Here is a 24991-nt window from a genome sequence, read left to right on the forward strand (position 1 = left end):
ACCTGAGCAAAGGCAGTTAACACCTTTCTAATTTTGGCTTTTTTTACATTGATGCCAATTCGGAGGTATCGGGGCGGTGGCATGGACCCTGGTGCCGTCGTCATGGGTGAAGGCAAGATGATGCGCATGTAGTCGCATCGGGCCGGGTGTGGCCCCATATATTGGGTCACCAACGATGGCGCCGCCGATGCAGCTGGCGTGGACGCGGATCTGGTGGGTGCGCCCTGTTTTGGGACAAAAGGAGACCAACGCTATGGCTGGATCGACGATCTTCCAGTCCGTTATGGCGGTTTTGCCATTTTTTACATCGATGACCATGCGCCAGCCATCGGCCTTGCTGCTGATCTTGGCGAGCGGCGCGGTGATGCTGCCCTCGCTGTCTTCGGGGCATGTTTCGAGCAGGGCGAGATAGGTTTTTTCCAAACGCCGGGCCTCGATGAGGCGGGCGAGCGCGCGGGTGGCGGCGCCGGTGCGGGCGAGCAGCAGGCAGCCCGAGGTGTCCCGGTCGAGCCGGTGCATGAGGGTGGGCAGGCGTCTTTGCCCGAGATGCCGGGCCAGCGCGGGCAGATGATCTTCGAGGCTGCGCGGGGTTTTGGGGCCGGGGTGAACGGCGAGACCGGCGGGCTTGTCGATGATGACGCAATGCCGGTCGAGGTGAAGGATGGGAAAGGGAGGGGCTTTGGTTTCAGGGGCTTGCATGAGGTTCTGGCAGTTCGCTGGAGGGTCTGGCGGGGGCGGGATTTAAGTGATGCGGGGTGTGGCCCGTTTCTTGGGACACGGCGCCCCGTGGCTTTTCCACGGAGCCCGGGGAACCGAAACGGGAGTATTTATCATGACAGTGATCAACACCAATGTCTCTGCACTGACGGCCCAGTCGGGCCAGAAGGTGGCCCAGAAGGGGCTGATGATGGCGATGGAGCGGCTTTCGTCGGGCCTTCGCATCAATTCGGCGAAGGACGATGCCGCTGGTCTCGCCATTTCGCAGCGCATGACCGCTGATCTGCGTGGTCTGAAGGTCGCCTCGCGCAATGCGCAGGACGGCATCAGCCTGGCCCAGACGGCGGAAAGCGCCATGTCGTCGGTGAGCAACTCGCTGCAGCGGATGCGCGAGCTTGCCGTGCAGTCGGCCAACGGCATCTATGGGGCCGATGACCGCGCTGCTCTTCAGGCCGAAGTGGCGCAGCTGATCAACGAGATCGACACCGTGGCCAGCCGCACCAACTTCAACGGCATCAAGCTGCTCGACGGATCGGCCAAGACGCTGCTGCTGCAGACCGGCAGCCGCGCCGGCGAGACGGTGACGCTCAACATCGGCTCGGCCCGTGCGGGCGAGCTGGGCACCGGCCGCACGCCGGCGCTGACCGGCACCGGCGCCTTTGAAGCCACCTCCACCAACCTGACCGCCAACCAGGCGCTGCTGGCCGGCGACCTGATCATCAACGGTGTGACCGTTGGCTCCAGCCTGGCGAGCAGCGACACGCTGTCTTCGGGCGAGAAGGCGGCTTCTGCGATTGCCAAGGCGGCTGCGATCAATGCGGTGGCTGACCAGACCGGCGTTCGCGCCGAGGTTGGCACCACGGTGATGACCGGTTCGGCGATGACGGCGGCGGCGCTCACCGGCACGGTGACGATCAACGGTGTCACCACCGCCTCGATCAGCACCACCACCAACGCTGCGGAAAGCCGCGAGCGCGTGGTCGCTGCGATCAACGCCATTGCCGGGCAGACCGGGGTGACGGCGATCGACACGTCGGATGACAATGGCGGCATCCGTCTGGAAGCGGCCGATGGGCGCAACGTGATCGTGTCGCTCGACACGCTGACCGCGGCGGCCTCGGGCCTCAAGGTTGGCGCCCAGTCGGGCACGGTGTCGCTGGTGGCCGAGAATGGCAACAGCATCACGCTGGGCACCGCCGACAGCGCGACGGCGCGGATCAGCCGCTCCGGCTTTGCCGAGGGCAGCTATGAGCGCGGTGTCTCCACGGTGAGCAGCGATGCGCGGGCGGTGGCCACGTCGGCGGCGACGGCGCTCAGCCTGACCAACGGCGACCTGTCGATCAACGGCGTGGCCATTCGGGCCGCCTCGAGCGCGGACGACACCTTCTCGTCGACGGCGTCGCTGTCTTCGGTGAAGTCTGCCAGCGCGATTGCGATGGCCGCGGCGATCAATGACGCTTCGGCTGAGACCGGGGTGACGGCGATGGCCAACTCGCTGACGCTGAGCTCGACGACGACGGCGACGACGCTGACCGGGGCGGCCAGCCTCAACATCAACGGTGTGACCATCACCGTTGAGGGCCTGGCCACCACTGACACGGCGCAGGCACGGCGTGACAAGGTGGCCGAGGCGATCAACGGCTTTGCCGGGATGACCGGGGTCGAGGCGCGCGACAATGGCCTGGGCGGGCTTGACCTGACCGCGGCTGACGGGCGCAACGTCACCATCGCCAGCCTGACCGGCGGTGCGACGGCGGCCGAGCTGGGCCTGGGCGGTACCACGGTGAAGGGCGCCGGCACGGCGTTCAGCATCGTCGCTGTGGCCGACCTTGCCGACTTGACGACGGCGGCGGTGAACACCGCTTATGCCACCGTCAGCCTGCAGTCGGCACGGGCGATCGAGGTTTCGGCCGGGAGCCTCGGCTTCGCTGCCACCTCGAACTTCACCGCGCTGGGCTTTGAGGAGAACAGCTATGGCACCGACAGCGGCGGGCTGAAGATCCAGGATCTGGATATTTCGACCCAGGCCGGGGCCAGCGCTGCGCTTGATGCCATCGACGAGGCGCTGAAGTCGGTCAACCTGGGCCGGGCCGACATCGGCGCCACCCAGAACCGGCTTGAGGCGACGCTGCTCAACATCGAGTCGAATGCCAACAATCTGGTGGCGTCGCGCTCGCGGATCACCGACGCCGACTTTGCCGCCGAGACCACCGAGCTTTCCCGCTCGCAGGTCTTGGGCCAGGCGGCGCAGGCGATGCTGGCGCAGGCCAACCAGGCCGGGCAGCAGGTTCTGCAGCTGCTGCGGTAAGTCCTTACGGAGGGCCGTAGGAGGCGGGGTCGGGAAACCGGCCCCGCCATTTTTTGGGACGCTTGTTCTTGCGCTCTGGTGGCGGGCTGGCTATCGCGGCACATCGCGGCGACGCGGACGGATCGGTGGCCGAGTGGTCGAAGGCGCACGCCTGGAAAGTGTGTAGGGGTCTAAAGCTCCTCGAGGGTTCGAATCCCTCCCGATCCGCCACAGGCGCTAGCTGTGCCAGTTGGGGTCGCGTTTTTCGAGGAAGGCGGCGATGCCTTCCTGGGCGTCGGGGTCGAGGATGTTGTCGAGGGCTTCGCTGCGGGCCATGTCATAGGCGGCCGCGAGCGGCTGTTCGATCTGGCGGTAAAAGGCGCGCTTGCCGCGGCGCAGGACCGAGCCGGCGCGCGAGGCGATGGCATTGGCCATGTCCTCGACGGCGCGGTCCAGGGTTTCGGGCGGATGGACGGCATTAACGAGGCCGATGGCGAGCGCATGGCTGCTGGGATAGAGCCGCGCGGTTGCCAGCATCTCGAACGCCTGTTTGCGCGCCACGGCGCGGCTGAGCATGACCTGCGGCGTGTGGCACCAGAAGCCGATGTTGACGCCGGGCACGGCGAAGCGGGCATTGCTGGAGGCGAGCGCGAGGTCGCAGGCCAGCATCAGTTCGAGACCCGCGGCGGTGGCCACGCCCTCGACCTTGGCGATGATGATCTGCGGCTGGGCGATGACGGCCTGCATCAGGGCTGTGATGCCGGCGAAATCGCGGGCGAGGAACTCCGTGTCGTCCTGGCCGGCGAATTCGTTGAGATCATGCCCGGCCGAGAAGATGCGCCCGCCCATGCCCGAGAGGATGATCACCTTGATGTCGTCGCGCCTTTCCAACCGGGCCAGCTCGGCGCGCAGCGCCTCGACGAGCGCCATCGACAGGCTGTTGCCGGCGCGCGGGCGGTTGAGGGCGAGCCGGGCGACGGCGCCCGCTTCGCTGGCGAGAACAAGTGGCTCAGTCTCGGACATTGGCGATCCCCAATTCGGTTTCCATGATCTTGCGCATCTCGAACTTCTGCGCCTTGCCGGTGACGGTCATGACGAAGGCGTCGACGATGCGGACGTGACGCGGCACCTTGTAGTGGGCGATGCGGCCCTGGCAATGGGCGCGCACATCGTCGGGCGTGAGGGCTGATCCGGGGCGGGGGATGACCCAGGCGCAGACGGCCTCGCCGTGGCGGGCGTCGGCGACGCCGAAGACCTGGGCGTCGCTGATCGCCGGGTGGGTGAGGAGAAATTCCTCGATCTCGCGGGGGTAGATGTTTTCGCCGCCGCGGATGATCATGTCCTTGATGCGGCCGGTGATGCGGACATAGCCGCGCGCGTCCATGGTGGCGAGGTCGCCCGAATGCATCCAGCCATCGGCGTCGATGGCTTCGGCGGTCTTGGCCGGATCGTCCCAATAGCCGCGCATGACGGCATAGCCGCGCGCGCAATATTCGCCCTGTTCGCCGATCGGCAGGGTGGCGCCGTCGGGGCCGATGATCTTCGCCTCGGCATGGGGATGGACGCGGCCGACGGTGGAGACGCGCTCCTCGAGCGGGTCGTCGGTGGCGCTCTGGGTGGTCAGCGGGCTGGTCTCGGTCATGCCGTAGCCGATGGTCACTTCATGCATGTTGAGCGTGTCGATGACGGCGCGCATGGTTGCGACCGGGCAGGGCGAGCCGGCCATCATGCCGGTGCGCAGGGTCGAGAGATTGAAGGCCGCAAGGTCGGGCTGGTTGAGGACGGCGATGAACATGGTCGGCACGCCGTAAAGCGCGGTGCAGCCTTCCGCCTGCACCGCCTCCAGCACCAGCCGCGGATCAAAGGCCTCGCCGGGATAGACCATGGCGGCGCCGCTGGTCAGCGCCGCGAGATTGCCGAGCACCATCCCGAAGCAGTGATAGAGCGGCACCGGGATGCAGATGCGGTCATCCGGCCCGAGCCTGATGGTGAGGGCGTTGAAATGGCCATTGTTGAGAATGTTGCGGTGGGTGAGCGTGGCGCCCTTGGGAAAGCCGGTGGTGCCGCTGGTGAACTGGATGTTGATCGGGTCGTGGCAGGACAGCGCCGCCGCAGCCTCGTGGAGGCGGGCGATATCGGCCTCGGCGCGGAGATCATGCCAGGCGAGGAAGCCCTCGTGACGCTCGTCACCGAGCGTCACGGTGAGGCGCAGCTGGGGCAGCTTTTCAGGCCCCAGCTCGCGCAGCATGGCGACATAGTCGCTGGTCTTGAAGCGCGGCGCGGTGACCAGCACCGAGCAGCCGACCTTGCCCAGCGCATAGGCGACCTCGCCGGCCCGATAGGCGGGGTTGATGGTGACGAGGATGGCGCCGATGCGCGCCGTGGCGAACTGGATGATGGCCCATTCGGCGCAATTGGGCGCCCAGATGCCGACCCTGTCTCCCTGTCTGACGCCGTGCTGGAGAAGGCCGGTGGCGATGCGGTCGACCTCGGCATCGAGCTCGGCCCATGTCTGGCGGATGCCCTGATGGCGCGATACCAGCGCCAGCTCCGTGCCCCAGCGCGCCGCGGCCGCGCGCAGCGCGTCGCCGATGGTCAGCTCGATGAGCGGGGCGTCGGTTGGCCCCTTGCGGTCGCTGCGCATCGTCATGCTGTTGCCGGTCTCCCTCGGCCTTCCTTATCGTCGCTGCCGGTCATTCGGGAAAGCGGGAAACAAGCTGGTTTCGACGTTCCACGCGGTCGAGCCGCAGGGGCGTGCGGCGCAGCCGGGCGACTTCGGCGGCGGTATAGGGGCGAAAGCCTTTTGGCAGATGGGCGCTGTCGAAGCGGTGGAGCGTCCAGTTGAGCACCTCGGCCAGTCGTTCGTCGCCGAGATCGACCGAGGCGACGCCGGGCACCTGCACGAGGAAGGCGCGCCCGCCCTCGACCGACAGGAAACGGGCGACTTCATTCTTGAGCGGTGGGGTGTTGACGGCGTTGCCGGTGCCGTCGGGCTGGTGGCAGCCCTGGCATTTGAGCATGTAATCAATGCGGGCGCGGGCCGGGTTTTCGACGCCGGGGATGGTGGGCTCGGTGCCGCTGGCGGGCGCTGCGGCGGCGAGCAGGCAGGCGAGCATGAGGGGTGCGCGCGCCATGGCTCACGGGCCTTTGGCGGGGCGCAGGCGGGCGACGGCGGCGCCGTTGAGATCTTTGGCCCCGGCGCGGGCGGCGCTGACTTCGGCGGCGGTGAAGGGCTGGACCGGCGGATCGCCGGCGGCGATTTCGGTTCCGATATGGTTGAGGACGGCGGCGACGGCGTCATCATCCAGCGCCTGGGGGGGCATCAGGCCACGGTAGCTGCGGCCATCGACAGTGATCGCGCCGTTCAGGCCCTTGATGATGGCCAGCTGGAGATAACGGCGGCCCTCGGGCTCAGCCGCGAGCCAGCGGACATTGGCCTTGAGCGGCGGGAAGGCGCCGGGGACGCCCCTGCCATCGGCTGTGTGGCAGGCCGCGCAGCGCGCATAGAGCGCCGGGCCGCCCGCCGGCTGGGCGGCGGCGGCGAGCGGCAGGCAGGCGGCGGCGATGCCTGCGAGCAGCCGGACCGTTGCCGCGGCGGGGACCATGGCGCCGCCCCTCAACGCTCGGTCGCAACGCCGACAATCACCGCCAGCGAGCAATTGTAGACGCTGCTCTGCGTGCCGAGGCACCAGTTATAGTCGTTGTTGGATTGCGGCCGGACTTGTGGCCGGTCGCCCTCGTTGCGGTTGCACAGGCACTGGCCGCACGAACTGACGCCGCAGCAATCATTGTAGCTGATCACATAGGCGCGGCCGTCGGCGGGGTTGGTGCAGGTGCCGATCCAGGTGATGGGGGACATTTCGGTGCCGGGCGGGCATGCATTCACGGTGCCGCCGCAGCAGGTGCAGAGAAAGCCGTCGATGGCGCAGTAGCGCCAATAGTCACAACTGGCCTGGTCACCGGGATCCTGCGCATTGCCGGAGGGCAGGGGCAGGCGCTTGCCGCCCTCGCCGTGCGGCGCGGCGACGGCCCGCGAGACCGGCAGGACGGGAATGACCGCAGCACCGGTCACCAGGCCGCCGAGCCAGGCGATGGTGCTGCGGCGCGAGGTGCCGCGGGCGAGGTTTCGGGACAGACGCTCGGTCAGCCGGTCGATGACGGACACGCTCAGGCCCCCCTGTTCTGATTGTTGCGCGCGAGAAATTCCTGGATCGAGGCGACGCCCCGCTCCTTGGCCTCGAACAGGCTTTCGAGATGTTCGCGGCTGTTGACGAGACCGAGCGAGGCGACACGCCCCTGCTCGTCGATGAGCACGCAGTAGGGCAGCTTGGAGACGCCGAAGGCGCGGCCCAGCGCCTCGGACAGGACGAGGGGGACGGCGTCGAGCCCATGGGCCTTGGCCATGGCGCGATAGGGCGCTTCCTGCCCGTCGCCGGCGAGGACGACATCGAGCCAGCTGGCCTCGGCGCTGGCCGTGGCGCGGAGCACGGGCAGCAGGCTCTTGCAGACCGGACAGTCGGGCGCGGCGAAGAACAGGAGCTGGCTGCGGCCATCACGCGGGCCGCCGATGGTGATGCTGCGTCCGCCGACGACCTTGAGCTCGAGCGGTGTCGGCGTTTCGCCGACCGTCACATTCTGGTGCAGCGTGAGCGCGCCGGCAGGCGCGATGCGCTCATGCAGCACGCCGACCTGACGGGCGAGCGCCGCAACGAGCACGGCCAGCACGATGACGGCGATCCAGAGCAGAAGCTGCGAGGTGAGCATCATCTTGCTGTCCTTGAAAGGGCCGGCAGCGCCGAGAGCTCGGCGGCGGCGAACCATAGCGCCAGCAGGGCGAGAGCGGCGAACGGCGTGTCGATGGTGACGGCGGCTGGCGGCGACAGGACGACGACTGCTGCGAGCAGGGCGAGCAGGAGCGGCCGGGCAATGGCGGTGGCACCCACCGGCGTCTCGCGCCGGGTCAGATCGCAGCCGCAATCGAGACGCTCGCCGTGCCGGCGCCACAGCGCTGCCGCATAGGCCAGCCAGAGCAGCGCGGCGAGCAAGGCGCCGAGCGTGCGCAGCGGCTGCGCGAGGAGGGCGACAGCGGCCAGCCCTTCGACAGTTGCGGCCGCCAGCAGGAGCGCGGCGCCGAGCCCGGCGGACGCGCCGGCGAGGCGGGCGGCGATGGGCGCCATGGCGGACCGTGCGATGACCTTGTGCGCGGCCGAGACGCCGAGCAGCAGCGCGAGGAACAGGGCGAGCGCGGCCGTCACTGCGCCGGCACCAGCAGGATGGGATTGTGCGCTGTGGTGGCGCCGAGCGCGTGGGCGAGGGTGCCGCTGGTGGCGTCGAACACGTCGATCTGGCCATCGGGGCGCGCGACGATCAGATGCGGGCGCTGTTCATGGGTGACCGTGATCGACCCGGCAACGCTGCCGAGATCGATGCGCCGCAGCCGCTTGTCGGCGACGGGATCGATGACCCAGACCTCCGTGCCGCCATCCTTGTGGCTGCCTTCGCGGCCGGCAGGGTTCATCAGCACATAGAGCAGGCCGGCTGTATCGCTGGCGATGACCTGCCAGCCGCCGGGGCGCCATTCGGGCGCGCCGCCCGGGGCGGTGCCCGTGCTGGCTTTGGCGGGCAGTCGGCGGGCGACTGGGCCGGCGAGATCAAGGGCCATGAGCTGGCCGTGGTAGGAGACGAACCAGGCCGTCGTGCCGACCATGGCCGGCATGGCGAACAGCGGCTGGCTGTCGGTGTCATGCGCATCCGGGATGATGGTCGAGGCGGCGACCGCGCCCTTGTCGTCCAGCTGGATGGAGATCAGCGAGCCGTCGGAGCAGAAGCTGGAGAAGCCGCGTGGCCCGGTGGGATAGATATGGGCGCAGCCCGGCAGGTCGATGTCACCCAGCACCGTGCGGGCATCGAGATCGACGACGGTGACCGACTGGGCGGGGGTGAAGTTTGCCACCAGCGCCCAGCGGTCATTGTTGGTGAACTGGAAGGTGCCGGTGTAGGTGACCGATTGCTGGCGCTTGCCGCCGGGCAGCACGATCTCGCCCTTTGGCTGGAGCGTGGCCGTATCCCAGATGGTGATCGCATCGGTGCGCTCGCCGCGCGTCAGGCGTGAATAGAAGGTTTCGGCGGTGTAGATTTCGCGCCGGGCCGGGGCGTGCAGCATATTGGCCATTTGCGCGGCGCGGACGAGACCCTTGAGCGGGCGGACGGGATCCTGCGTGTCGATGATTGCCACCCGGCCGTCGACCAGCGCGTTGAAATGGAAATCATGCACCAGCACCCAGCTGGCGGGATAGACCGGGGGGAGGGTGAGAACTGTGGACAGCGGCTCTTCGGGAAGGGGGGCGGGCGTTTGGGAGGGCGGAGTTTGGGCCATGGCCGGCGCGGCGGCGATTGCCAGTGCCAGCACCAGACATCCGATCCTCGGCACCATGATCGTCCTCCCTTGACCGCCGGGAATGTCGGTCATATGTCCAAACTTTGTCAAGCGCCTTGTTCCGGCCGATTGACACGTCGGGGCGCGCGGCTGCTATTTGACCGATGAAGCTTGATCCTTCGCCTGATGTTCCGGCCGTTCCCGACTTCACCGTGCCCGAGCGCGAGGGCGGCTATGCGCGCGGCAAGGCGGGCCATGAGCGGATTTTGCGGGCGGCGCTCGATATTCTGATCGAGGAGGGCTACCGGGCGCTGACCATGCGCCGGATCGCGGCGCGCTGCGGCCTTCGCCCCGGCAATCTCAGCTATTATTTTCCGACCAAGGACGCGCTGGTGCGCGACCTGCTGGAGGCCATCATTTCGAGCTATGAGGCGGAGTTTGGGCTGATCGTGGCCGATGTATCGCTGTCGCCGGAGGCGCGGCTGGAAAAGATCTGCGTGCTGATCATGGAGGACATCGGCACCAAGAAGACCACGCGCATCTTTCCCGAGCTCTGGGCGCTTTCGAACCATGATGGCTTTGTGAATGAGCGGCTGCAGGAGCTTTATGACCGCGCCCGGGTGTCGCTTGAACTGCTGATCGCGATGATCAACCCGGCCTTGCCGCTGCAGGCGCGCAAGGATCTTTCGCTGTTCATCTCGGCATCGATGGAGGGGCTGACGGTGTTCGCCGGGTATGAGAAGCCGTTCCGCGGCCGGATGCCGGCGCTGGAGCGGATCGCGACCAGGAGCTTCCTGCACATGGTGAAGACGCTCGGCCCCAAGGGCTGATGGCGCTGGGCTGTCAGCCGGATGGCGGGAGCTGGTCCTGTTCGACGAAGCCTTTGAGGACATTTTCGAGGATGCGGCCGACATTGTTGTCGCCCCCGTTGATCGGCAGGGCCTGGCTCCAGGCGATGGAGCCGGCGGCGAAGACGGCGCCGCCGCCGGCCGAGGTGTAATAGGCCATGTCGGCGCGTACCTGTGGGTCCTGTGTGCCGCCGCGCCCGGGGAAGGCGTAGCCGATCTCTTCGGAGACCAGCGGGTAATTGTCGGAATGGTTGAAGGAGGAGGCCAGCAACATGGTGTGCGGTGGCGTGCCGAGTGTGAGCTCGTACCGGTCGATCTCGATGCCGGCCGCGCCGCCCAGCCCGAGCCCGAAATCGCCGATCAGTTCATGGGTGCCGATGCCTTCGAAGATCCAGCGGGCGGCGGGCGCGAAGGAGTCGGAGAGCCGTTCGAACGGCTGGCTTTCATCCATGCCTTCGGCGGTGAAGCCGAGGGCGGCGAGCTTTTGCGGGGCGCGGCCGCGCGCCCGCCAGACCCCGGACTTGTCGCCGGTGGTGGCCAGATAGCCTTCGCCGGGTGCGGCCTGCCAGGCGCGTGACCCGGTATCGAGCTTGCGCACCTCGATGCACCATGGCTCGTCGTCGCGGGTTTCGGTGACCCAGTAGAAGCCGTTGCCGCCGAGATAGGCCAGCCGACCACCCTCGGCGACGAAATCCTCGACGGCGTCGAGCATGGCGAGCGAGTAATATTCGGGATGCGAGCCGGTGAGCAGCGCGCGGTAGGGCTTGAGCAGATCAAGGCCGCCGGCATCGAGGTCATGATCGGTGATGACATCGACCTCGAAACCCTTGGTCTCCAGCCACCAGATCAGCGACAGGTCGGCGGGAAAGGCCCAGGGCACGCCGACGGCTGGCAGCCGGTAGTTGGGGCGCATGTTCTGGATCGGCCGCCGCCATGAGGAATAGCAGACGCCGGCATAGTCGGAATGGACGTCATAGGTGGACAGGCCCCATGTTTCCTCTGCCTTCCATTCGAGATCGTCGTGGGTGACGACGGGCGTGTTGGCGCAGATCGCCTGGGCGATGGGCGCTTCGAAGGCCAGATGCTCATTTGCATAGGCGAGATAGGTGAAGGTGGGCATCAGCACCGCAATTCTGGCGCGCGGCGTGCGTGGCCGGACGAAGAAGGGCACCCGGTCTTCCCGGCCATCCTTGCGCACGCGCAGGGCATAGACGCCGCTGGGCAGGTCTTCGGGCAGGGTGAGCGTGAGGTTGGGCGTCCAACCGCAATCGATGAGCGCATCGTCGTGGAAGGCGATGCCGCCATATTGATCGGGGGCGAGGCGGAAGCTGTCGTTGCGGCCATCCCAGTTCCAGCCGGTCATCGCCCGGATCGGGCGATGGACGCCGCTGGCGTGAAGACCGTGGGGGCCGATGTCATGGATCTCGTCGCCGATGCCGCGATCGGTGTATCCGTGTGTGGTGTCCCACCAGGCCAGCAGCGAGTCTGCGGGCGGAACCGCGCCGGTGGCGATTTCGGCCAGCAGGGCCGGATCGGCAAAGCTGGTGAGAATGCCGTGGCGGTCGATCTTGCCGTTGTAAAGCCGGGCCACGCGGCCATCGGCATCTCGGCTGGCGGCGACGGCGAAGCAGGCGCCGCGGACCGGGGGCAGGCTGGCGACCGTGCGTTCGGTGCTGTCGTCAAGGTCGTAGCCGGGCGCGGTGCCGACGAGGCTGTTCCAGCGGTTGAGGAGGCCTTTCTGCGTCAGCCTCAGCTTGTTGGCCGACCGGTCCCAGCTGGCGGCGACGAGATACCAGCATTGCGGCGCCAGCCGTTTGCCAAGCGAAAGTTCGACCCGCTCGGCGCCATCGACGATGAGCAGGGTCAGCGTGCCGTCTGGCGAGACGGAGAGCGAGAAGCCGGCGCTTTGCTGCGGATCGAGATTGCCGAGGATGGTCTGTTCGATGCCGCCCACGATGCTGGGCCGGATGAAGGCCACCACGGTCGCGCGGTCGAGCCCGTCGGTGGTGAGCAGGCCGGCTGGCGCGGCTACATAGGCATGGCTGCCCTTTGCCGTCTGCTGTGGTCCGACGCGGGTTTTGGGGGGGAGGCCGGCAGCGACCGTCCGCTCGACAAGTCCCGGCCCCAGCGGATTTTCGTCGCCGTGGAGCAGGCGGACAAGATCGACGACCGCCTCGCCATGCTGATCGTCGTGGAGCATGAAGTCGATGCTGCCGCCGGTGACGGCGTTGAGGGGATGCGCATAGCCGGTGAGTGTCACTGATTGTCTCCTCTCAGGCTGGCGCGCAGGTCTTCGATGCGCTGCAGGAAGGCGGCATGATAGGCCTCGGCCAGCGACATGGCCTGTGGGCCGTCGATGATCTGGCTCATCTGGCCACGCGCGCCGGCGAAGCGGATGAGGCGATAGGGGCCGTCCTGACCGGACACGCGCAGGATGCCGATCTTGTTGGCCAGCCCGCCGCGACGGAAATAGTTGAGCAGCCGTTCGAGCGCATCGGAATGCTGGCCGAGCGGCTTGCGCCGGTGTTCGGCGATCAGATCATCGGTGATGCTGGCGACCAGTCGCCGCCGCATCCGCTGATCGAACAGGGTGTAATATTCGAGCTGCCTGTCTCGGACCGGGAAGGGGTGTTCCATGGGATCCTCTCGTTTGAAAACGCCGGCAATTCGCCTTATCTTGGCGTGATGGCTGGAGTCAGTTCATGGTCACCAGGCCCATGTGGATGGCCTTGGCGACCGCATGGGTCTTGTTGGACGCATTCATCTTGATGATGACCCTTTTGACATAGACGCGGGCCGTTTCGGGCGAGACGCCCATGATCGTTGCCACCTCGTCGACGGTCTTTCCCTGGGCCGTCCAGAGCAGGCATTCGCGCTCTCTCCGGCTGAGCGCGATGCCGATGCCCTTGATTTCGGCGCCCTTGGCGCTGGCGGTGAGGCCGATCATGTGATTGTCGAAGAAATGCGCGACCAGCTTCATCATCTCGACCTGACAGCCATCTGCCGATGATGCGGCCTGTCCCTTGAAACCGAGCGCGGTCACAAAGGCGAACCGGCGGCCCGGCACGGCGACGGGCACGGTGAGGCCGTCAACAAGGCCGAGGTCTTCGATGTAATGGAGACAGTCCCGCTGCTGGTCATCGAGATCGTGCTGATAGGCCTGGATGTCGGACCAGTAGACCGGCTCGCGCGACAGGAAGGCGGCTTCGAAATAGGGATCATGGGGGCTGTGCTTCGACCAGTTCCTGTCCCAGTTTTGCGGAAAGTCGCGGGTGAGCACCGGGACCGGCAGCGCATCGGCGCCCTGGCCGGGCGATTTCCAGCCATAGACGAGCCGGGTCCAGCCGAGGTGGTGGACGACCTCGTTCAGGACGTCGAGGCTGGTATCGATGTCCTGCGCCCGGTCCAGCCCCTCGCACAGCGCCTTGAGCACGACGGGCAATGCGGACATGGCGACCCTCCCCGATATTGATCGCGGAGGGTCGGACGCACGGGCGCGCGGTGTCAAGTTGCAATCGTCATAACGGGGATCGGCACATGCGGACATGCCAGCGCATCACTCCCTCACGGACTTGGCTTTTGCCGCCTTGAACGGGCGGATTTCGGCTGAGTTTCGGGGGGTCTTGCGGCGATGGCAATTCCCCCGAAAGGGGGACAGGCGGGGTTTGCGCCGGGCGGCTTTCGGCGGCGTGGAGTGGTCAGGGCGAAGGGTCCGGCGGCGCGGCCGGCGATCTCATTTGGCGTTGTTCGCTGGCGAGATGTTCGTGGGCTGTGATGGCACGCGCGCGCAGCCAGCCTGTTTCGAGGGCCTTCAATCGTTGTGCCTTGCCAGGATGAGACGTCGACCCGCGCTCGGCAACGAGTTGTTTCGTCGATCTTTGCGCCTCTTCAAGTGTGGCGCCCATGCGGTACATGACAAAGCCCGCGAAATCATCGGCTTCCAGTTCGAAATTGGCGAAGTCTGCGGCGTCGCGCTTGAGGATATGCCCCTGAAGGTGATGTCCGATCTCATGGGCGATGATGCCCATGATGCCCCAGTCCTTGCAGATCTGGCCATAAGCCCTGGCCATGTAGGATGGATTGTAGAGAAGGACCCTGTTTCCCTGCTTGTCGATGTTTGCCAGCGCGTTTGTGACATCTGATGGCGAAACCGAGAAATTGGCCTTGATCCCCGTGTGGCTGACGACTTCCTCGGTGGCTTCCTGAATGCGCAGGGCAACCTGCGCCTGTTCGCTGGCCGCCTGTATCTCAGGCTGATTGCCGACATCCGTTTGCATGAACGCAGCGCCGCTTGGCAGAACCATGCAGGCCGAGCCTGGACTGGCCAGGAGCATGGCGGAAAATATGGCCAGTCTGCGCATTGGCGCCTTCTTCGAGATGTCCGGAGGCATTCAGGATCAACGGCGATATGGTGGACCCGGACGGATACACTGTGGATGCCAGTGGTTGGCATGATAGTCGGTTTGCGCGTGGTGGCAGAAAGTTCGTACACCAAAACGGTCATAATTGCTCGCTTTTCCGGACGATTCCCAGCCTCTGCCTCGTCAGCATGTCGTCGCGGTCGGATTGTCTGGCCTGGGTGGCGGGCGGCGCTGGTCGATTTCGCCCGGCGGAGCGCGGCTGGGGATTGATGGTGCGCTGTAACCTTTGCCCCGGCAGGCGCGCATCCCGGACGATGTCAGCGATGTTCAGGACCGATGCCCATAAAGGCCGATGAAGCGACGCTGAGGCGGCTGATGGCGGCCGCGCAGGGCGGCGACAAGACCGCCTATCGGCAGGCGCTGGGGCTGTGCGTGCCGCTGCTCAGGCGCTTTTTGCACCACAAGATCGCCGACAGCGTGGTGGATGATCTGGTGCAGGAGACGCTGATGTCGGTGCACCGCAAGCTTTCGAGCTGGGACCCGGCGCGGCCGTTTCTGCCCTGGCTGCTGGCGATTGCGCGCTACCGCTGGGTGGATCATCTGCGGCGCGGCTATGTGCGGCCGGAGGCCGAATTACTGGACAGTTTTGGCGTGGAATCGGACGAGGCGGCGGTGATCGCGCGCTTTGGCTGTGACAAGCTTCTGGCGCGGCTGCCTGCGGCGCAGGCGGCGGCGGTGCGGGTGGTGCGGATCGAGGGGCTTTCGGTGGCCGAGGCAGCGGCCAGGCTGGGCCAGTCGGAAGCGCTGGTGAAGGTGAATGTGCATCGCGGCATCAAGCGGATGGCGGCGATGGTGGAAGAGCTGGATTAGGAACGGGCGATGGCGAAATTGCAGGATGATTTTCTGGACCAGCTCGCGGCCGAGCGGACGCCGGTGACGCCGCTGGGGCGCGGGCCGGCGCTGGCGATGCTGGGGCTTGGGCTGGTGGCGGGCATGGCGGCGGTGGCGCTGGGGCTGGGGCCGCGCGATGACCTGATGGCAGGCGCGCCGACAATGATCTTTCTGCTGCGCAGCCTGATGCTGGTGGTGCTGGCGGGTGTGACCGGGCTGGCGGCGCTGGAGACGGCGCGGCCCGGCGTGGGGTGGCAATCGCGGGCCTGGCAAGGCGCGCTGGCGATGGCGGCGCTGGTGCCGGCCACGGCCCTGCTGATGGCGGCGCTCGACCCGGCAGCGGCGCGGGCGGCAATGTTTCAGCCTTCGGCGGTGCTGTGCATGGGCGTCAGCCTTTGCGCAGCGATGGGCTTTGGCGCGGTGATGGTCGCGCATCTGCGGCGCGGCGCGCCGGTGACGCCGGGGCGGGCGGGGACGCTGGTGGGGCTGGCGGCGGGCAGCCTTGGCGTGCTGGTCTATTCGCTGCACTGCCCGGTGGATTCGGTGATGTATATCGGCACCTGGTATGGGCTGGCGGTCGGGATTTCGACGCTGGCCGGGCGGCTGCTGGTGCCGGGGCTGATCCGCTGGTGAGGGTTATTGGCGGCTGGCGGTGAGGAGGCCGCCGGTGCTGACGATGGCGCGGCCGTCTTCGCCGGTCAGGGTTTCGCTCATCTCGAACCGGTCCGGGTGGATGCGGTAGGTCATGCTGGGAGTGATGGTCTGGTTGAAGGCGCGGCTGGGGTAGGCGCAGTCAGGACCGCTTTTGCCTTCGAAGCCGGTCTCGGTGCGGGTCCAGGTGAAGTCGCAGGTGCTGGGGAAGGTCATGAGGCTGGCGGGATCGAGCGCCTTGATGCGGGCGGGGTCGTCGCTCAGGGGTTTTGTGAGGGTTGCGGTGTCGAGGATGAAGGCGCGCATGGTGTTGGCGGGGCGCGCGGGGCTGGTGTCGAAGACGAAGATCTTGGCTTGCTGGATGCGGCCTTCCTTGCTGATCTGGTAGTAGAAGACGGTCTGGCCGAACTGCGGCGCGGTGATGGGGGTGAAGCTGTGGACCAGCCGCTCCATCGTGCCGTCGGGCTTGAACGCCTTGGGGGCCATGCCGGCATAATGGCCGGGCAGCACCTTGAGCAGGTCGGCAAGCTCGGTTTCGGGCGCGGCGTGGGCGGCTGTGGCTGTGAGCAGCAGGGCGAAGGGCAGGGCGGAGCGGGGGCTTGGCATGGGCCTGTGTTAGCCCATGTTATCGGCGAGATATAGCGGGCCGAGTGCGGTCTTGAGATCGTCCAGCCAGGGCTCATAGGGGCGCCAGGCGTTCTGGCCGTCGCGGTTCAGCGGGCGGCGGACCTGTTCGGAGCTGGCGGTGCGCACGGCGCGCGCGGTCTTGTGGAAATCGAGGCAGGCCGGCTCGAAGGGGAGGCCGAGATAATCGAGCATGCGGCGCGTCTGGCCTTCAAGGTCTTCGAGCACGTCTTCATGGTTTACCTGCAGGACGCGGCCGGGCAGCACTGTCTGCCAATGGTCCATGAGCGCGACGTAATCGGCATAGTAGCGGCCGATTTCGGTGAGGCCGTAGGTGAACTCCTGGCCTTCGGCGAAGAGCTGCTTGAAGCCGGAGAAGCAGCAATCCATGGGCGCGCGTCGGGCATCGATGATCTTGGCATTGGGCAGGATCAGCTGGATGAGGCCGATGTGGCGGAAGTTGTTGGGCATCTTGTCGATGAAATAGGGGGCCTTGCCACGGTGGATGCGGGTTTCGGCGATGAAATCTTCGCCGAAGCGGGCGAGCTGGTCTGCGGTAAGTTCCTGGAGGCACTGCGGATATTGGCTGGCGCCGGGCGTGCGGCCGCGCAGGCGGTGGGCCAGCGCCAGGATGTTGGGCAGCTCGAGGGTGCCGTCGATCTGCGAGTGGCTGGCGAGGATCTGTTCGAGGAGTGTGGAGCCGGCGCGGGGCAGGCCGAGGATGAAGATGGGGTCTGGGGCGGGGTAGCCATGGCCGGCGTTGCGGGCGAAGAGATCGGCGGTGCAATGGGTGCGCTGGGCGGTCATTTCGGCGCTCATCGCCTCGGCGCGGTAGCGGGTCTGGGTGCGCTTGAGGCGGTTGCCTTCATCATAATGGTGGAAGCTGGCTTCGTAATCGCCTTCGTCTTCGAGCGCCTTGGCGAGCGCGAAGGCGAGGTGGACACGGTCCATGAAGGCAAGATCCGGCCGGGCGAGCTGGACCTGCATGGCGGCGATCTCTTGTGCCTCGAAGCGGTAGGTCTTGAGGTTGGCGAGGGCATACCAGGCGTCCCCGTGATCGGGGCGGGCCTTGGTGGCGGCTTGATAGGCAGTGACGGCGTCTGGCTGGTTGCCGATGGTCTTGAGGGCGTGGCCCTTGCTGGTCAGCGTGGCGCTGTCGGAAGGCAGTTTGGCGAGGACGGCGTCGAACAGGGCGAAGGCGCGGTCATAATCGCCGGTCTGCATACTCTCGATGGCGAGGCGGGACTGGAACAGCGGATTTTCGGGGTCGCGGGCGAGCAGCGCCTCGGCTTCCTTATGGGCGGCTTCGAACTTCTGGCGGCGGCGCAGCACGTCGATATAGTCGAGGCGGAGCTGGATATTGTCGGGGGCGAAGGCGACGGCGCTTTCGAGCAGGAAATCGGCATCGTCGAGGATGCCGAGGTCCTGGCCGATCTTGGCCAGCAGGCGCATGGCCTCGACGTCTTTGGGGTGGGCCTTGAGATAGCGGCGGCAGATGGCCTCGGCACGCGCGATGCGGCCTTCGTGGAGATGGTTGGTGACGGCGAGCAGCTCGGGCGGCAGCGACTGGAGGCGCTGGAGCTGGGATAAGGCGGCCTGCGCCTCGGGCAGGCGGCCAGCGGCTTGCTGGAGGCGGGCGAGTTCGCGCCAGCTGGCGCTGAGCGCGGGGTTGAAGCGCACGGCGCGGGCATAGGCGGCGATGGCCTTGTCGGGCTGGCCGAGGGCTGTTGCGAGATGGCCTTCCTCCTGCCAGGCGCGGCCATATTCGGGCTGGGCGGCGTGGAGCCGGGCGAGGAAGGCGGCTGCCTCTGCGTGGCGGGCGAGATAGCGGGCGGCGACGGCGGCGATGTAGAGCGATTCGCTGTCTTCGGGGGCTTCGGCGAGGCGGGCTTCGGCGAGCGCGAGGCCGCGGGTGAAGTCACTGGCCTTGAGGGCGGCGCGCGCGGCTTCGAGGGGATCAGGGGTCATGCGGGTTTGCGTCCTTGGCACAGACGGGCCTTGGTCGGGCCTGTCTGTGCCGGATGCAAGCGGGCTCAGAAATTGAAGCCGGCGCGCAGGCCGACCGTGAGCGGCCGGTTGGTGACGATACGGGCGCGGTCGAAGATGAAATTGCCCGAGATTTCGGCCCGGGTGTCGAAGACATTGTCGGCATAGGCCTCGAGCCGCCACGTGCTTGTCGAGATTCCGGCCGAGATGTTGGCGATCGTGTAGCTGTTCAGTTGCAGCTTGTTGATCTCGATGATGTCGGTGAACTTCGAGGATGAGTGCGACACCTGCGGCATGATGTGCGCATCCATGTCGCGGCTGAGCGACCATTCATAGCGGACGCGCAGATTGCCCTGGAAGGCGGGTGCGAAGGCGAGATCGGAGCCGACGATCACATCATCGGTGGGGGTGAGCACCTCGGTGATTTTCGTATCGAGGAAGGAGACGGCGCCGGCGATGGTGAGGCCGGGCACTGCATAGGGGGCGAAGATGAAATCACCCTCAATGCCGAGGATTTCGGCATTGGCCGCATTGTCCGAGAAGAACAGGTTGCTGATGCTGGGATCGAAGATGGTGGTCTGGAGGCGGCTGATGTCGACGTAGAAAGCGCTGCCGTTGAGGCGGAGCTGCCGGTCGAAGATGTCGGTCTTCCAGCCGAACTCGTAATTTTTCACCTCATCGGTGTCGAGTGCGAAGGGCACGGTAAAACCGCCGGGGCCTTGAGCGCCGCCGGGGCGATTGAGCAGGCCGGGGCGGAAGCCTTCGGAATAGGTGGCGTAAAGCAGGACATTGTCGCTTGGGGTGAGGGTGACTGTGCCCTTGAAGATGACACCGCTGGTTTTCGCCTTGTCGGGCGCGCCGACGGTGTTGTCTGGAGCGAACTGGGCGCTGATGTTGGTGCCGCCAAGCTGGGCATCGACGCCGGTGCCGGGTGCTGCACCTGCATTGGGGCCGAAGATCGCCGAATTGAGGTTGAAGAAGGTGGAATTGGCGCTGCCTTCGAGATCGACCTCGACGTCATAATAGCGCGCGCCCGCGGTGATGGTGAGCAGATCGGGCACGACATCGACGGAGGCCTCGCCGAACAGGCCGATTTGCCGGTCGGTGCGGCGGATGTCGTTGCGGAAGCTGCTGCCGGTGGGAAAGGGGCCTGCTTCCGAGAAATAGCCGTCGGTGGCGTTGCCGGTGGCGCCGGGGGGCGCGCTCAGGTTTGTCAGCGGATAATTGGGCAGGAAGCCGGTTGTCACGCCGTCGGCGCCGCGCACGAAGGGCGAGCCGGTGTAGTTGAAATCATTAAGCTCTTCGAGCACGAGCCGGCTGTAGAAGCCGCCCAGGTTGAGGCGGATGGGGGCTTCTTCGGGGGTGTTGACCCGGAATTCCTGGGTGAACACGCTCGTTTTGGTGCGCGAGCTGACGTTGAGATTGGGGGCCTGGCAGGTCGGGTCCGAGATGGGGGTGGCATAGCTCGGATAGGCGACCGCCGTGTCGCAGATATAATAGGGCAGATATTGGCCGACGAAGAGATAGTCGGAATAATCGACCTGCTGCTCGGTCTTGCGGTCGGTGTAGGCGCCGGAATAGACGATATCGAGCAGGCCGAGGCGGCCTTCGACGGTCCAGGCGGTGTTGGAGAAGCTGTCCTCGATCCGGTCATCCTGGAAGCGCTGGATCTGGAGGTCGTCGAGCCCGTCAAGCTCGGGATCGGCGAAGAAGACGCCGTCGCTCTCGATGTTCTGGCGGCTGTGGGAGACGTTGATGGTCCAGTCGGGCGAGACTTCCCACAGCGCGCTGGCGCGGAAGCCGGCATAGCGGGTGTCGTTGAAATCGTCCTGAACACGGCCCTGATTGTCGGCGGTGAGGAAGTTGACGCCCGACAGGTCGGCGCCGGCCTGAAAGCCCTGACGGTTGGCGCTGACCGGCACGCCGTTGGCGCGCACGGTGCCGGCGGGGCGGAAGCGGCCGCTCTCGCTGGCGTCTCGGGTGCCGCGCACATTGTCGATATAGCCGCCACGTTCATCGAGATAGACAACCCCGCGCAGGGCGAAATTGTTGGTCACCGGCACGTTGAGCATGGCTTCGACCGTGTAGCTCGGCTCGCCGCTCTTGGTGAAGGCGACGCCGGCGCTGCCGCTGGCGGCGATGCCATTGAGCTTCGGCTTGTTGGTGATGAGGCGGACGACGCCGGCTTGCGAGCTGGCGCCGAACAGGGTGCCCTGCGGGCCGGACAGGACCTCGATCCGCTCGAGATCGGCGGCATAGACATCAAGGTTGCGGCCCGGCTGGGCGAGCGGCTGTTCATCGAGATAGAGGGCGACATTGGGGGCGAGACCGGCGACGCCGGCGGTGGTGAGGTTGGGCGTGGTGGAGGCGAGGCCGCGGATGTAGATGGTGTTCTGCCCCGGGCCGCCGCCGCCGGCGGTGACGCTGGGGAGCTGTTCGAGATAATCCTCGAAGGTGTTGATGTTGAGCTGTTCGAGATCTTTCTCGCCCAGCGCCTGCACCGAGACGGGGACATCCTGAAGATCTTCGCTGCGGCGCTGGGCGGTGACGACGATGGTCTGTACGCCGCCTTCACGCGGGGCCGGCGGGGTGGCGGGTGTCTGCCCCTGCGCGGGGGCGGCAATGGCGACGGCGAGTGCACCCAGCGATGTGCCGGCGATGGAAAGCTTCATTGATCAAGAACCCCTGTGATTGTCGCGGTTTTCGAAGCGCGCGCGAATTGCGCGGGATGCAAATCAGCATCCGGGCGGATCGAACTCTGGATGCGCAGAACATCTGCGCGATTCGTCAATCGTATATCAACAAGGAATGAGCAAATCCACCGGCTATATGGAAAAATTCGTGAATGATGATTTGAGTGTTGCCATGATACAACGATAAAATATTTTTAAAGTTGAGCCGATAATGTTCAATGTCATTCTTATAGGAGTTTCAGGAATTTTATTTTGATTATTTGTGATTATTTTCGAGATCAGGAGTGTTTATTTGAGACCTTGCGCATCGAAATTCGGGCGGAAATGCTAAATCTCTGTTTGAAAGCAGAGAGTTGGTTATTCCGCGGCTTGCAGCTTTTCGCAGGCGGCGGCGGTGGTTGGCACGTCGTGGCGTTTGCGGCGAATGTCGAAGGCGATGGCCTTGGTGATGCTGACGAGCATCACGGCGACGACGAAGGAGAAGGGCAGGGCGCCGATGATCATGGTGATGCGGATCGCCTCGATGCCGCCCAGGGCCAGCATGCCGCCGACGATGAGGGCGAGTGCTGCCCCCAGAAGAGGATGTGCCGGTGGCGCTTTGCCGTGTCGTCGCCGGCGCCGTTGATGGTGTTGATGATGAGGATGGCGCTGTCGACCGAGGTGACGAGATAGGTGAGGAGCAACAGCACGACGAAGGCCGAGACGATCTGGGCGGTGGCGGGCGTGAGCAGGACAGCGAGGGTGGCGTAGAGCTGATCGGGGATGGCGGCGGCGATGATGCTGCCGCCGGCAGCGCCGCTCAGTTCGAGGTCGATGGCGGTGCCGCCGGCGAGTGTCATCCAGACGAAGCACATCAGCGCCGGCGCGAAGACGGCGCCGAGCACATATTCGCGGATGGTGCGGCCCTTTGAGACGCGGGCGATGAACATGCCGACGAAGGGGGCAAAGGCGATCCACCAGGCCCAGTAGAAGACCGACCAGTCGAGCTGCCATTGCTGGAGGGCGGCGCTCATCGGGGTGCCGCCATCACGGAACAGGGTGAGGGCGGTGGCGGGCAGGGCCAGCAGATAGTCGATGAGGCCGCGCCCCAGCAGCTCAAGGCCGAAAGCGCCGGCGCCGACAATGGCGAACAGGGCGAGGAGCGCGAAGGACAGGGCGAGATTGATGTTGGACAGCCATTTGATGCCGCGCCCCACACCCGACATGGCGCTGAGCGTGGAAGCGCCGACGAGCACGGCAAGCGAGACGATGATGCCGGCGGTGGACGCGCGGCCGCTTTCGGCCAGCAGCCAGTCGCCGGCGCCGACACGGTGGAGGCCGGCGACGAACTGTTCGACGCCGATGCCCATGGTGACGGCAACGCCGAGAATCGTGGCGACGACGGCGACGATATCGACGGCATGGCCGAGCGGGCCGGACATGCGCAGGCCGAACAGCGGCACTAGGCTGGAGCGCACGGTGAGCGGCAGGTTGCGCCGGTAGGCGACATAGCCGATGGCGAGGCCGACCATGGCATAGGTGGCCCAGGCGGCGAGGCCCCAGTGCATGAAGGTGTAGATATAGGCGGGCTTGACCGCCTCGGGGGAGCGGGCAGCGACGAGGCCGCGGATGATGTCGGGATTGTTGGAGAAATGCGCCATCGGCTCGCCGATCGAATAGGTGAGCATGCCGACGCCGATGCCGGCGCCGAACAGCATGGCGAACCAGGAGGCGGTGGAGAAATCGGGCTTGGTGCCGGGCTCGCCGATGCGCAGGCTGGCGGACTGGGGGATGAGGGCGAGCAGCAGGGCGGCGGCCATCAGGGCTGCGACAAGATAGACATACCAGCCGGCGAAGCTGCGGATGAGGGTGGTATTGGCGATAGCGAGCGTGTGGCCGGCCTGGACGGGGAAGAAGATCGCCCAGAGAATGAGCAGGGTGACGATGATCTTGGCGGGGATCGTCACTTCGCGGCTGAAACCATCATAGAAACCGCGATCATGGGTCTTGATTGGCAGCTCGACGATAGGCGGCGAAATGGGCGCGGTTTCAGCCGGGGTGCTGATGGGTTGGGGGATCGAGATGGCTCCGGGCCTCTGGCTGTTGTCGGGGGCGGCGGTGGCTATGGTTATAGGCGGGGAGGCTGCGATTGCAATGCGGGCGGCTTTGGCGGCTGATTTTTCAGGCGGAGGGCGTCTCCGCATAGCGGCCAAAGTGCGATGCGTGGCTACTGTGTGGGGGGGAGGGGTGCGAGCAAGGACGGGCATGAGGGCAGCCCTGTGGCGGTGCTGCCGGAAATCCTGGGTGAGATGGCACGATGAAGCGGACAAATGTTGTGGTGGTGGGCGCCGGGCCGGTGGGCGGGATTGCCGCCTATTACCTTGCGCAGCACGGGCTTGATGTCGTGCTGATCGAGGCCGGGCCGGACTGTGCGCAGGATCTGCGCGCCTCGACCTTTCACCCGCCGACGCTGGAGATGCTCGACACGCTGGGCATGGCGCAGCCGCTGATCGACATGGGGCTGAAGGCACCAGTCTATCATTGGCGCGAGCGCAAGACGGGCGAGTTCTTCTCGTTCGACCTCGGCGAGATTGCCGATGCGACGAAGTTTCCCTTCCGTATCCAGTGCGAGCAATATCATCTGGCGCGGCTGCTGGCGAGGAAGCTGCAGGAGGCGGAGAATGCGGAGGTGTTGTTCAGCCACCGGATGCTTGGCTATCGGCAGCAGGGCGACAAGGTGGTGTGCAGCATCGAGACGCCGGTCGACATATTGGAGATCGAGGCCGACTTCCTGATCGGCGCGGACGGGGCCAATTCGGTGGTGCGCAAGCTGATGGGCGTCGAGTTCGAAGGGTTCACATATCCCGAGAAGTTTTTGTGCCTGACCACCAGCGAGCCGCTGGAGGCGCATCTGCCGAATCTGGCGCCGGTCAATTACGTCTCTGACCCCGAGGAGTGGCTGGTGCTGCTGCGCGTGCCGTCGCTGTGGCGGGTGCTGGTGCCGACCGAGGAGGGCGATGATGATGAATATCTGCGCTCGGACGCGAAGAAGGAAGAGGTCTTTGGCCGGCTGATCGGCAAGCCCGAGGTTGAGACGCACCACCGGACGATCTACCGGGTGCACCAGCGGGTGGCGAAGAGCTTCCGCGAGGGGCGGGTGGCGATCATTGGGGATGCCGCGCATCTCAACAATCCGCTGGGCGGCTTTGGCATGAACAGCGGCATTCATGACGCCTTCAATCTTTGCCCCAAGCTGGTGGCGATCTTGAAGGACGGGGCGCCGATGGAGAAGCTGCTGGGCGACTTCAATGAGCAGCGCCACCGGCAGACGCGCGAATTTGTGCAGGCGCAGACCATCGCCAACATGGAATTCATCCGCGAGGGCGATGCCGAGGAGCATCGGCTGCGGCGCGCCAAGATGGCGGCGCTGACCAGCGATCCGGCGGCGCGGCGGGCCTATCTGCTGCGTCAGTCGATGATCGAATCGGTGCGGGCGGCGGCCGAGGAGGAGGCGCAGCCGGCGGCTGCGTGAGACGGCCGCTTGCGGGGGCGCTTGACAGATGGTCGCAGGCACCGGA

Annotated in this window: 23 protein-coding genes and 1 tRNA gene; 6 read left to right on the plus strand and 18 right to left on the minus strand. The window is 66.1% G+C overall.

The annotated features are described in order from the left end of the window. Positions 1-27: 27 nt before the first annotated feature. Positions 28-699 (minus strand): RluA family pseudouridine synthase, encoded by a 672-nt coding sequence (locus ACMVO5_RS02200; RefSeq protein WP_416908456.1) that lies wholly within the window; start codon positions 697-699, stop codon positions 28-30. 133 nt (positions 700-832) lie between these two features. On the opposite strand from ACMVO5_RS02200, the gene ACMVO5_RS02205 reads away from it, so the two are divergent. Together ACMVO5_RS02205 and ACMVO5_RS02210 are read left to right on the plus strand one after the other, a co-directional pair. Further along, a complete protein-coding gene (locus tag ACMVO5_RS02205) occupies positions 833-3025 on the plus strand; it encodes a flagellin (protein ID WP_416908457.1) in 2193 nt (730 codons plus the stop codon). 119 nt (positions 3026-3144) lie between these two features. Further along, positions 3145-3235 (plus strand) — tRNA-Ser (locus tag ACMVO5_RS02210). 6 nt (positions 3236-3241) lie between these two features. On the opposite strand, the gene ACMVO5_RS02215 is transcribed toward ACMVO5_RS02210, so the two are convergent. Genes ACMVO5_RS02215 through ACMVO5_RS02250 form a run of 8 tightly spaced genes read right to left on the minus strand, consistent with a single transcriptional unit; the run spans position 3242 to position 9437 of the window. After that, a complete protein-coding gene (locus ACMVO5_RS02215) occupies positions 3242-4027 on the minus strand; it encodes an enoyl-CoA hydratase-related protein (RefSeq protein WP_416908458.1) in 786 nt (261 codons plus the stop codon). Next, positions 4014-5654, minus strand: coding sequence for an AMP-binding protein (locus ACMVO5_RS02220; protein WP_416908459.1), 1641 nt, complete (start codon positions 5652-5654; stop codon positions 4014-4016). The genes ACMVO5_RS02215 and ACMVO5_RS02220 overlap by 14 nt, the downstream gene beginning before the upstream one ends. 43 nt (positions 5655-5697) lie before the next feature. Continuing rightward, positions 5698-6138: a c-type cytochrome gene (locus ACMVO5_RS02225; RefSeq protein ID WP_416908460.1), complete on the minus strand. Its 441-nt coding sequence runs from the start codon at positions 6136-6138 to the stop codon at positions 5698-5700. 3 nt (positions 6139-6141) lie between these two features. Continuing rightward, positions 6142-6609, minus strand: a complete 468-nt coding sequence (locus tag ACMVO5_RS02230) for a c-type cytochrome (protein ID WP_416908461.1) — start codon at positions 6607-6609, stop codon at positions 6142-6144. Positions 6610-6620: 11 nt separating this feature from the next. Then, positions 6621-7175 (minus strand): methylamine dehydrogenase light chain, encoded by a 555-nt coding sequence (locus ACMVO5_RS02235; RefSeq protein WP_416909279.1) that lies wholly within the window; start codon positions 7173-7175, stop codon positions 6621-6623. Beyond that, entirely contained in the window at positions 7172-7771 is a 600-nt protein-coding gene (locus ACMVO5_RS02240; protein ID WP_416908462.1) for a redoxin family protein, read from the minus strand. The genes ACMVO5_RS02235 and ACMVO5_RS02240 overlap by 4 nt, the downstream gene beginning before the upstream one ends. Then, on the minus strand, positions 7768-8259 hold the full coding sequence (locus ACMVO5_RS02245) for a MauE/DoxX family redox-associated membrane protein (RefSeq protein WP_416908463.1): 492 nt from the start codon (positions 8257-8259) through the stop codon (positions 7768-7770). The genes ACMVO5_RS02240 and ACMVO5_RS02245 overlap by 4 nt, the downstream gene beginning before the upstream one ends. Beyond that, a complete protein-coding gene (locus ACMVO5_RS02250) occupies positions 8256-9437 on the minus strand; it encodes an amine dehydrogenase large subunit (RefSeq protein ID WP_416908464.1) in 1182 nt (393 codons plus the stop codon). The genes ACMVO5_RS02245 and ACMVO5_RS02250 overlap by 4 nt, the downstream gene beginning before the upstream one ends. Before the next feature lie 107 nt (positions 9438-9544). Here ACMVO5_RS02250 and ACMVO5_RS02255 point away from each other — a divergent pair, with 107 nt between their 5' ends. Continuing rightward, a complete protein-coding gene (locus tag ACMVO5_RS02255; RefSeq protein ID WP_416908465.1) occupies positions 9545-10210 on the plus strand; it encodes a TetR/AcrR family transcriptional regulator in 666 nt (221 codons plus the stop codon). Between the two features lie 13 nt (positions 10211-10223). On the opposite strand, the gene ACMVO5_RS02260 is transcribed toward ACMVO5_RS02255, so the two are convergent. From ACMVO5_RS02260 to ACMVO5_RS02275, 4 genes are all read right to left on the minus strand, one after another. Further along, positions 10224-12488 (minus strand): N,N-dimethylformamidase beta subunit family domain-containing protein, encoded by a 2265-nt coding sequence (locus ACMVO5_RS02260; RefSeq protein WP_416908466.1) that lies wholly within the window; start codon positions 12486-12488, stop codon positions 10224-10226. After that, positions 12485-12865, minus strand: coding sequence for a hypothetical protein (locus ACMVO5_RS02265; RefSeq protein WP_416908467.1), 381 nt, complete (start codon positions 12863-12865; stop codon positions 12485-12487). Before ACMVO5_RS02265 ends, ACMVO5_RS02260 begins: the two co-directional genes overlap by 4 nt. Positions 12866-12923: 58 nt before the next feature. Further along, positions 12924-13679: a helix-turn-helix transcriptional regulator gene (locus tag ACMVO5_RS02270; RefSeq protein WP_416908468.1), complete on the minus strand. Its 756-nt coding sequence runs from the start codon at positions 13677-13679 to the stop codon at positions 12924-12926. A gap of 247 nt (positions 13680-13926) precedes the next feature. After that, positions 13927-14589, minus strand: coding sequence for a M48 family metalloprotease (locus ACMVO5_RS02275; RefSeq protein ID WP_416908469.1), 663 nt, complete (start codon positions 14587-14589; stop codon positions 13927-13929). Positions 14590-14925: 336 nt separating this feature from the next. Between ACMVO5_RS02275 and ACMVO5_RS02280 the strand changes: the two genes are divergently transcribed. Together ACMVO5_RS02280 and ACMVO5_RS02285 are read left to right on the plus strand one after the other, a co-directional pair. Beyond that, positions 14926-15459 (plus strand): sigma-70 family RNA polymerase sigma factor, encoded by a 534-nt coding sequence (locus ACMVO5_RS02280; RefSeq protein WP_416908470.1) that lies wholly within the window; start codon positions 14926-14928, stop codon positions 15457-15459. A 9-nt stretch (positions 15460-15468) separates the two neighbouring features. Beyond that, on the plus strand, positions 15469-16113 hold the full coding sequence (locus ACMVO5_RS02285; RefSeq protein WP_416908471.1) for an NrsF family protein: 645 nt from the start codon (positions 15469-15471) through the stop codon (positions 16111-16113). A 3-nt stretch (positions 16114-16116) separates the two neighbouring features. On the opposite strand, the gene ACMVO5_RS02290 is transcribed toward ACMVO5_RS02285, so the two are convergent. The 5 genes from ACMVO5_RS02290 to ACMVO5_RS02310 form a co-directional block, all read right to left on the minus strand. Next, positions 16117-16737, minus strand: a complete 621-nt coding sequence (locus ACMVO5_RS02290) for a hypothetical protein (protein WP_416908472.1) — start codon at positions 16735-16737, stop codon at positions 16117-16119. A gap of 9 nt (positions 16738-16746) precedes the next feature. Then, a complete protein-coding gene (locus ACMVO5_RS02295; RefSeq protein ID WP_416908473.1) occupies positions 16747-18723 on the minus strand; it encodes a tetratricopeptide repeat-containing sulfotransferase family protein in 1977 nt (658 codons plus the stop codon). 65 nt (positions 18724-18788) lie between these two features. Further along, positions 18789-21413 (minus strand): TonB-dependent receptor, encoded by a 2625-nt coding sequence (locus ACMVO5_RS02300; protein WP_416908474.1) that lies wholly within the window; start codon positions 21411-21413, stop codon positions 18789-18791. A 378-nt stretch (positions 21414-21791) separates the two neighbouring features. Then, positions 21792-21977, minus strand: coding sequence for a hypothetical protein (locus ACMVO5_RS02305; protein WP_416908475.1), 186 nt, complete (start codon positions 21975-21977; stop codon positions 21792-21794). After that, positions 21935-23380 carry a BCCT family transporter gene (locus ACMVO5_RS02310; RefSeq protein WP_416908476.1) on the minus strand — a complete coding sequence of 482 codons (1446 nt, stop codon included), beginning with the start codon at positions 23378-23380 and terminating at the stop codon, positions 21935-21937. Before ACMVO5_RS02310 ends, ACMVO5_RS02305 begins: the two co-directional genes overlap by 43 nt. A gap of 350 nt (positions 23381-23730) precedes the next feature. On the opposite strand from ACMVO5_RS02310, the gene ACMVO5_RS02315 reads away from it, so the two are divergent. Beyond that, the gene (locus ACMVO5_RS02315) at positions 23731-24945 is read left to right on the plus strand and encodes an FAD-dependent oxidoreductase (RefSeq protein WP_416908477.1); all 1215 of its coding nucleotides are present in this window, start codon (positions 23731-23733) and stop codon (positions 24943-24945) included. The last annotated feature ends 46 nt before the right edge of the window (positions 24946-24991 follow it).

The organism is Polymorphobacter sp., assembly GCF_048007885.1.
GTDB lineage: Bacteria > Pseudomonadota > Alphaproteobacteria > Sphingomonadales > Sphingomonadaceae > Sandarakinorhabdus.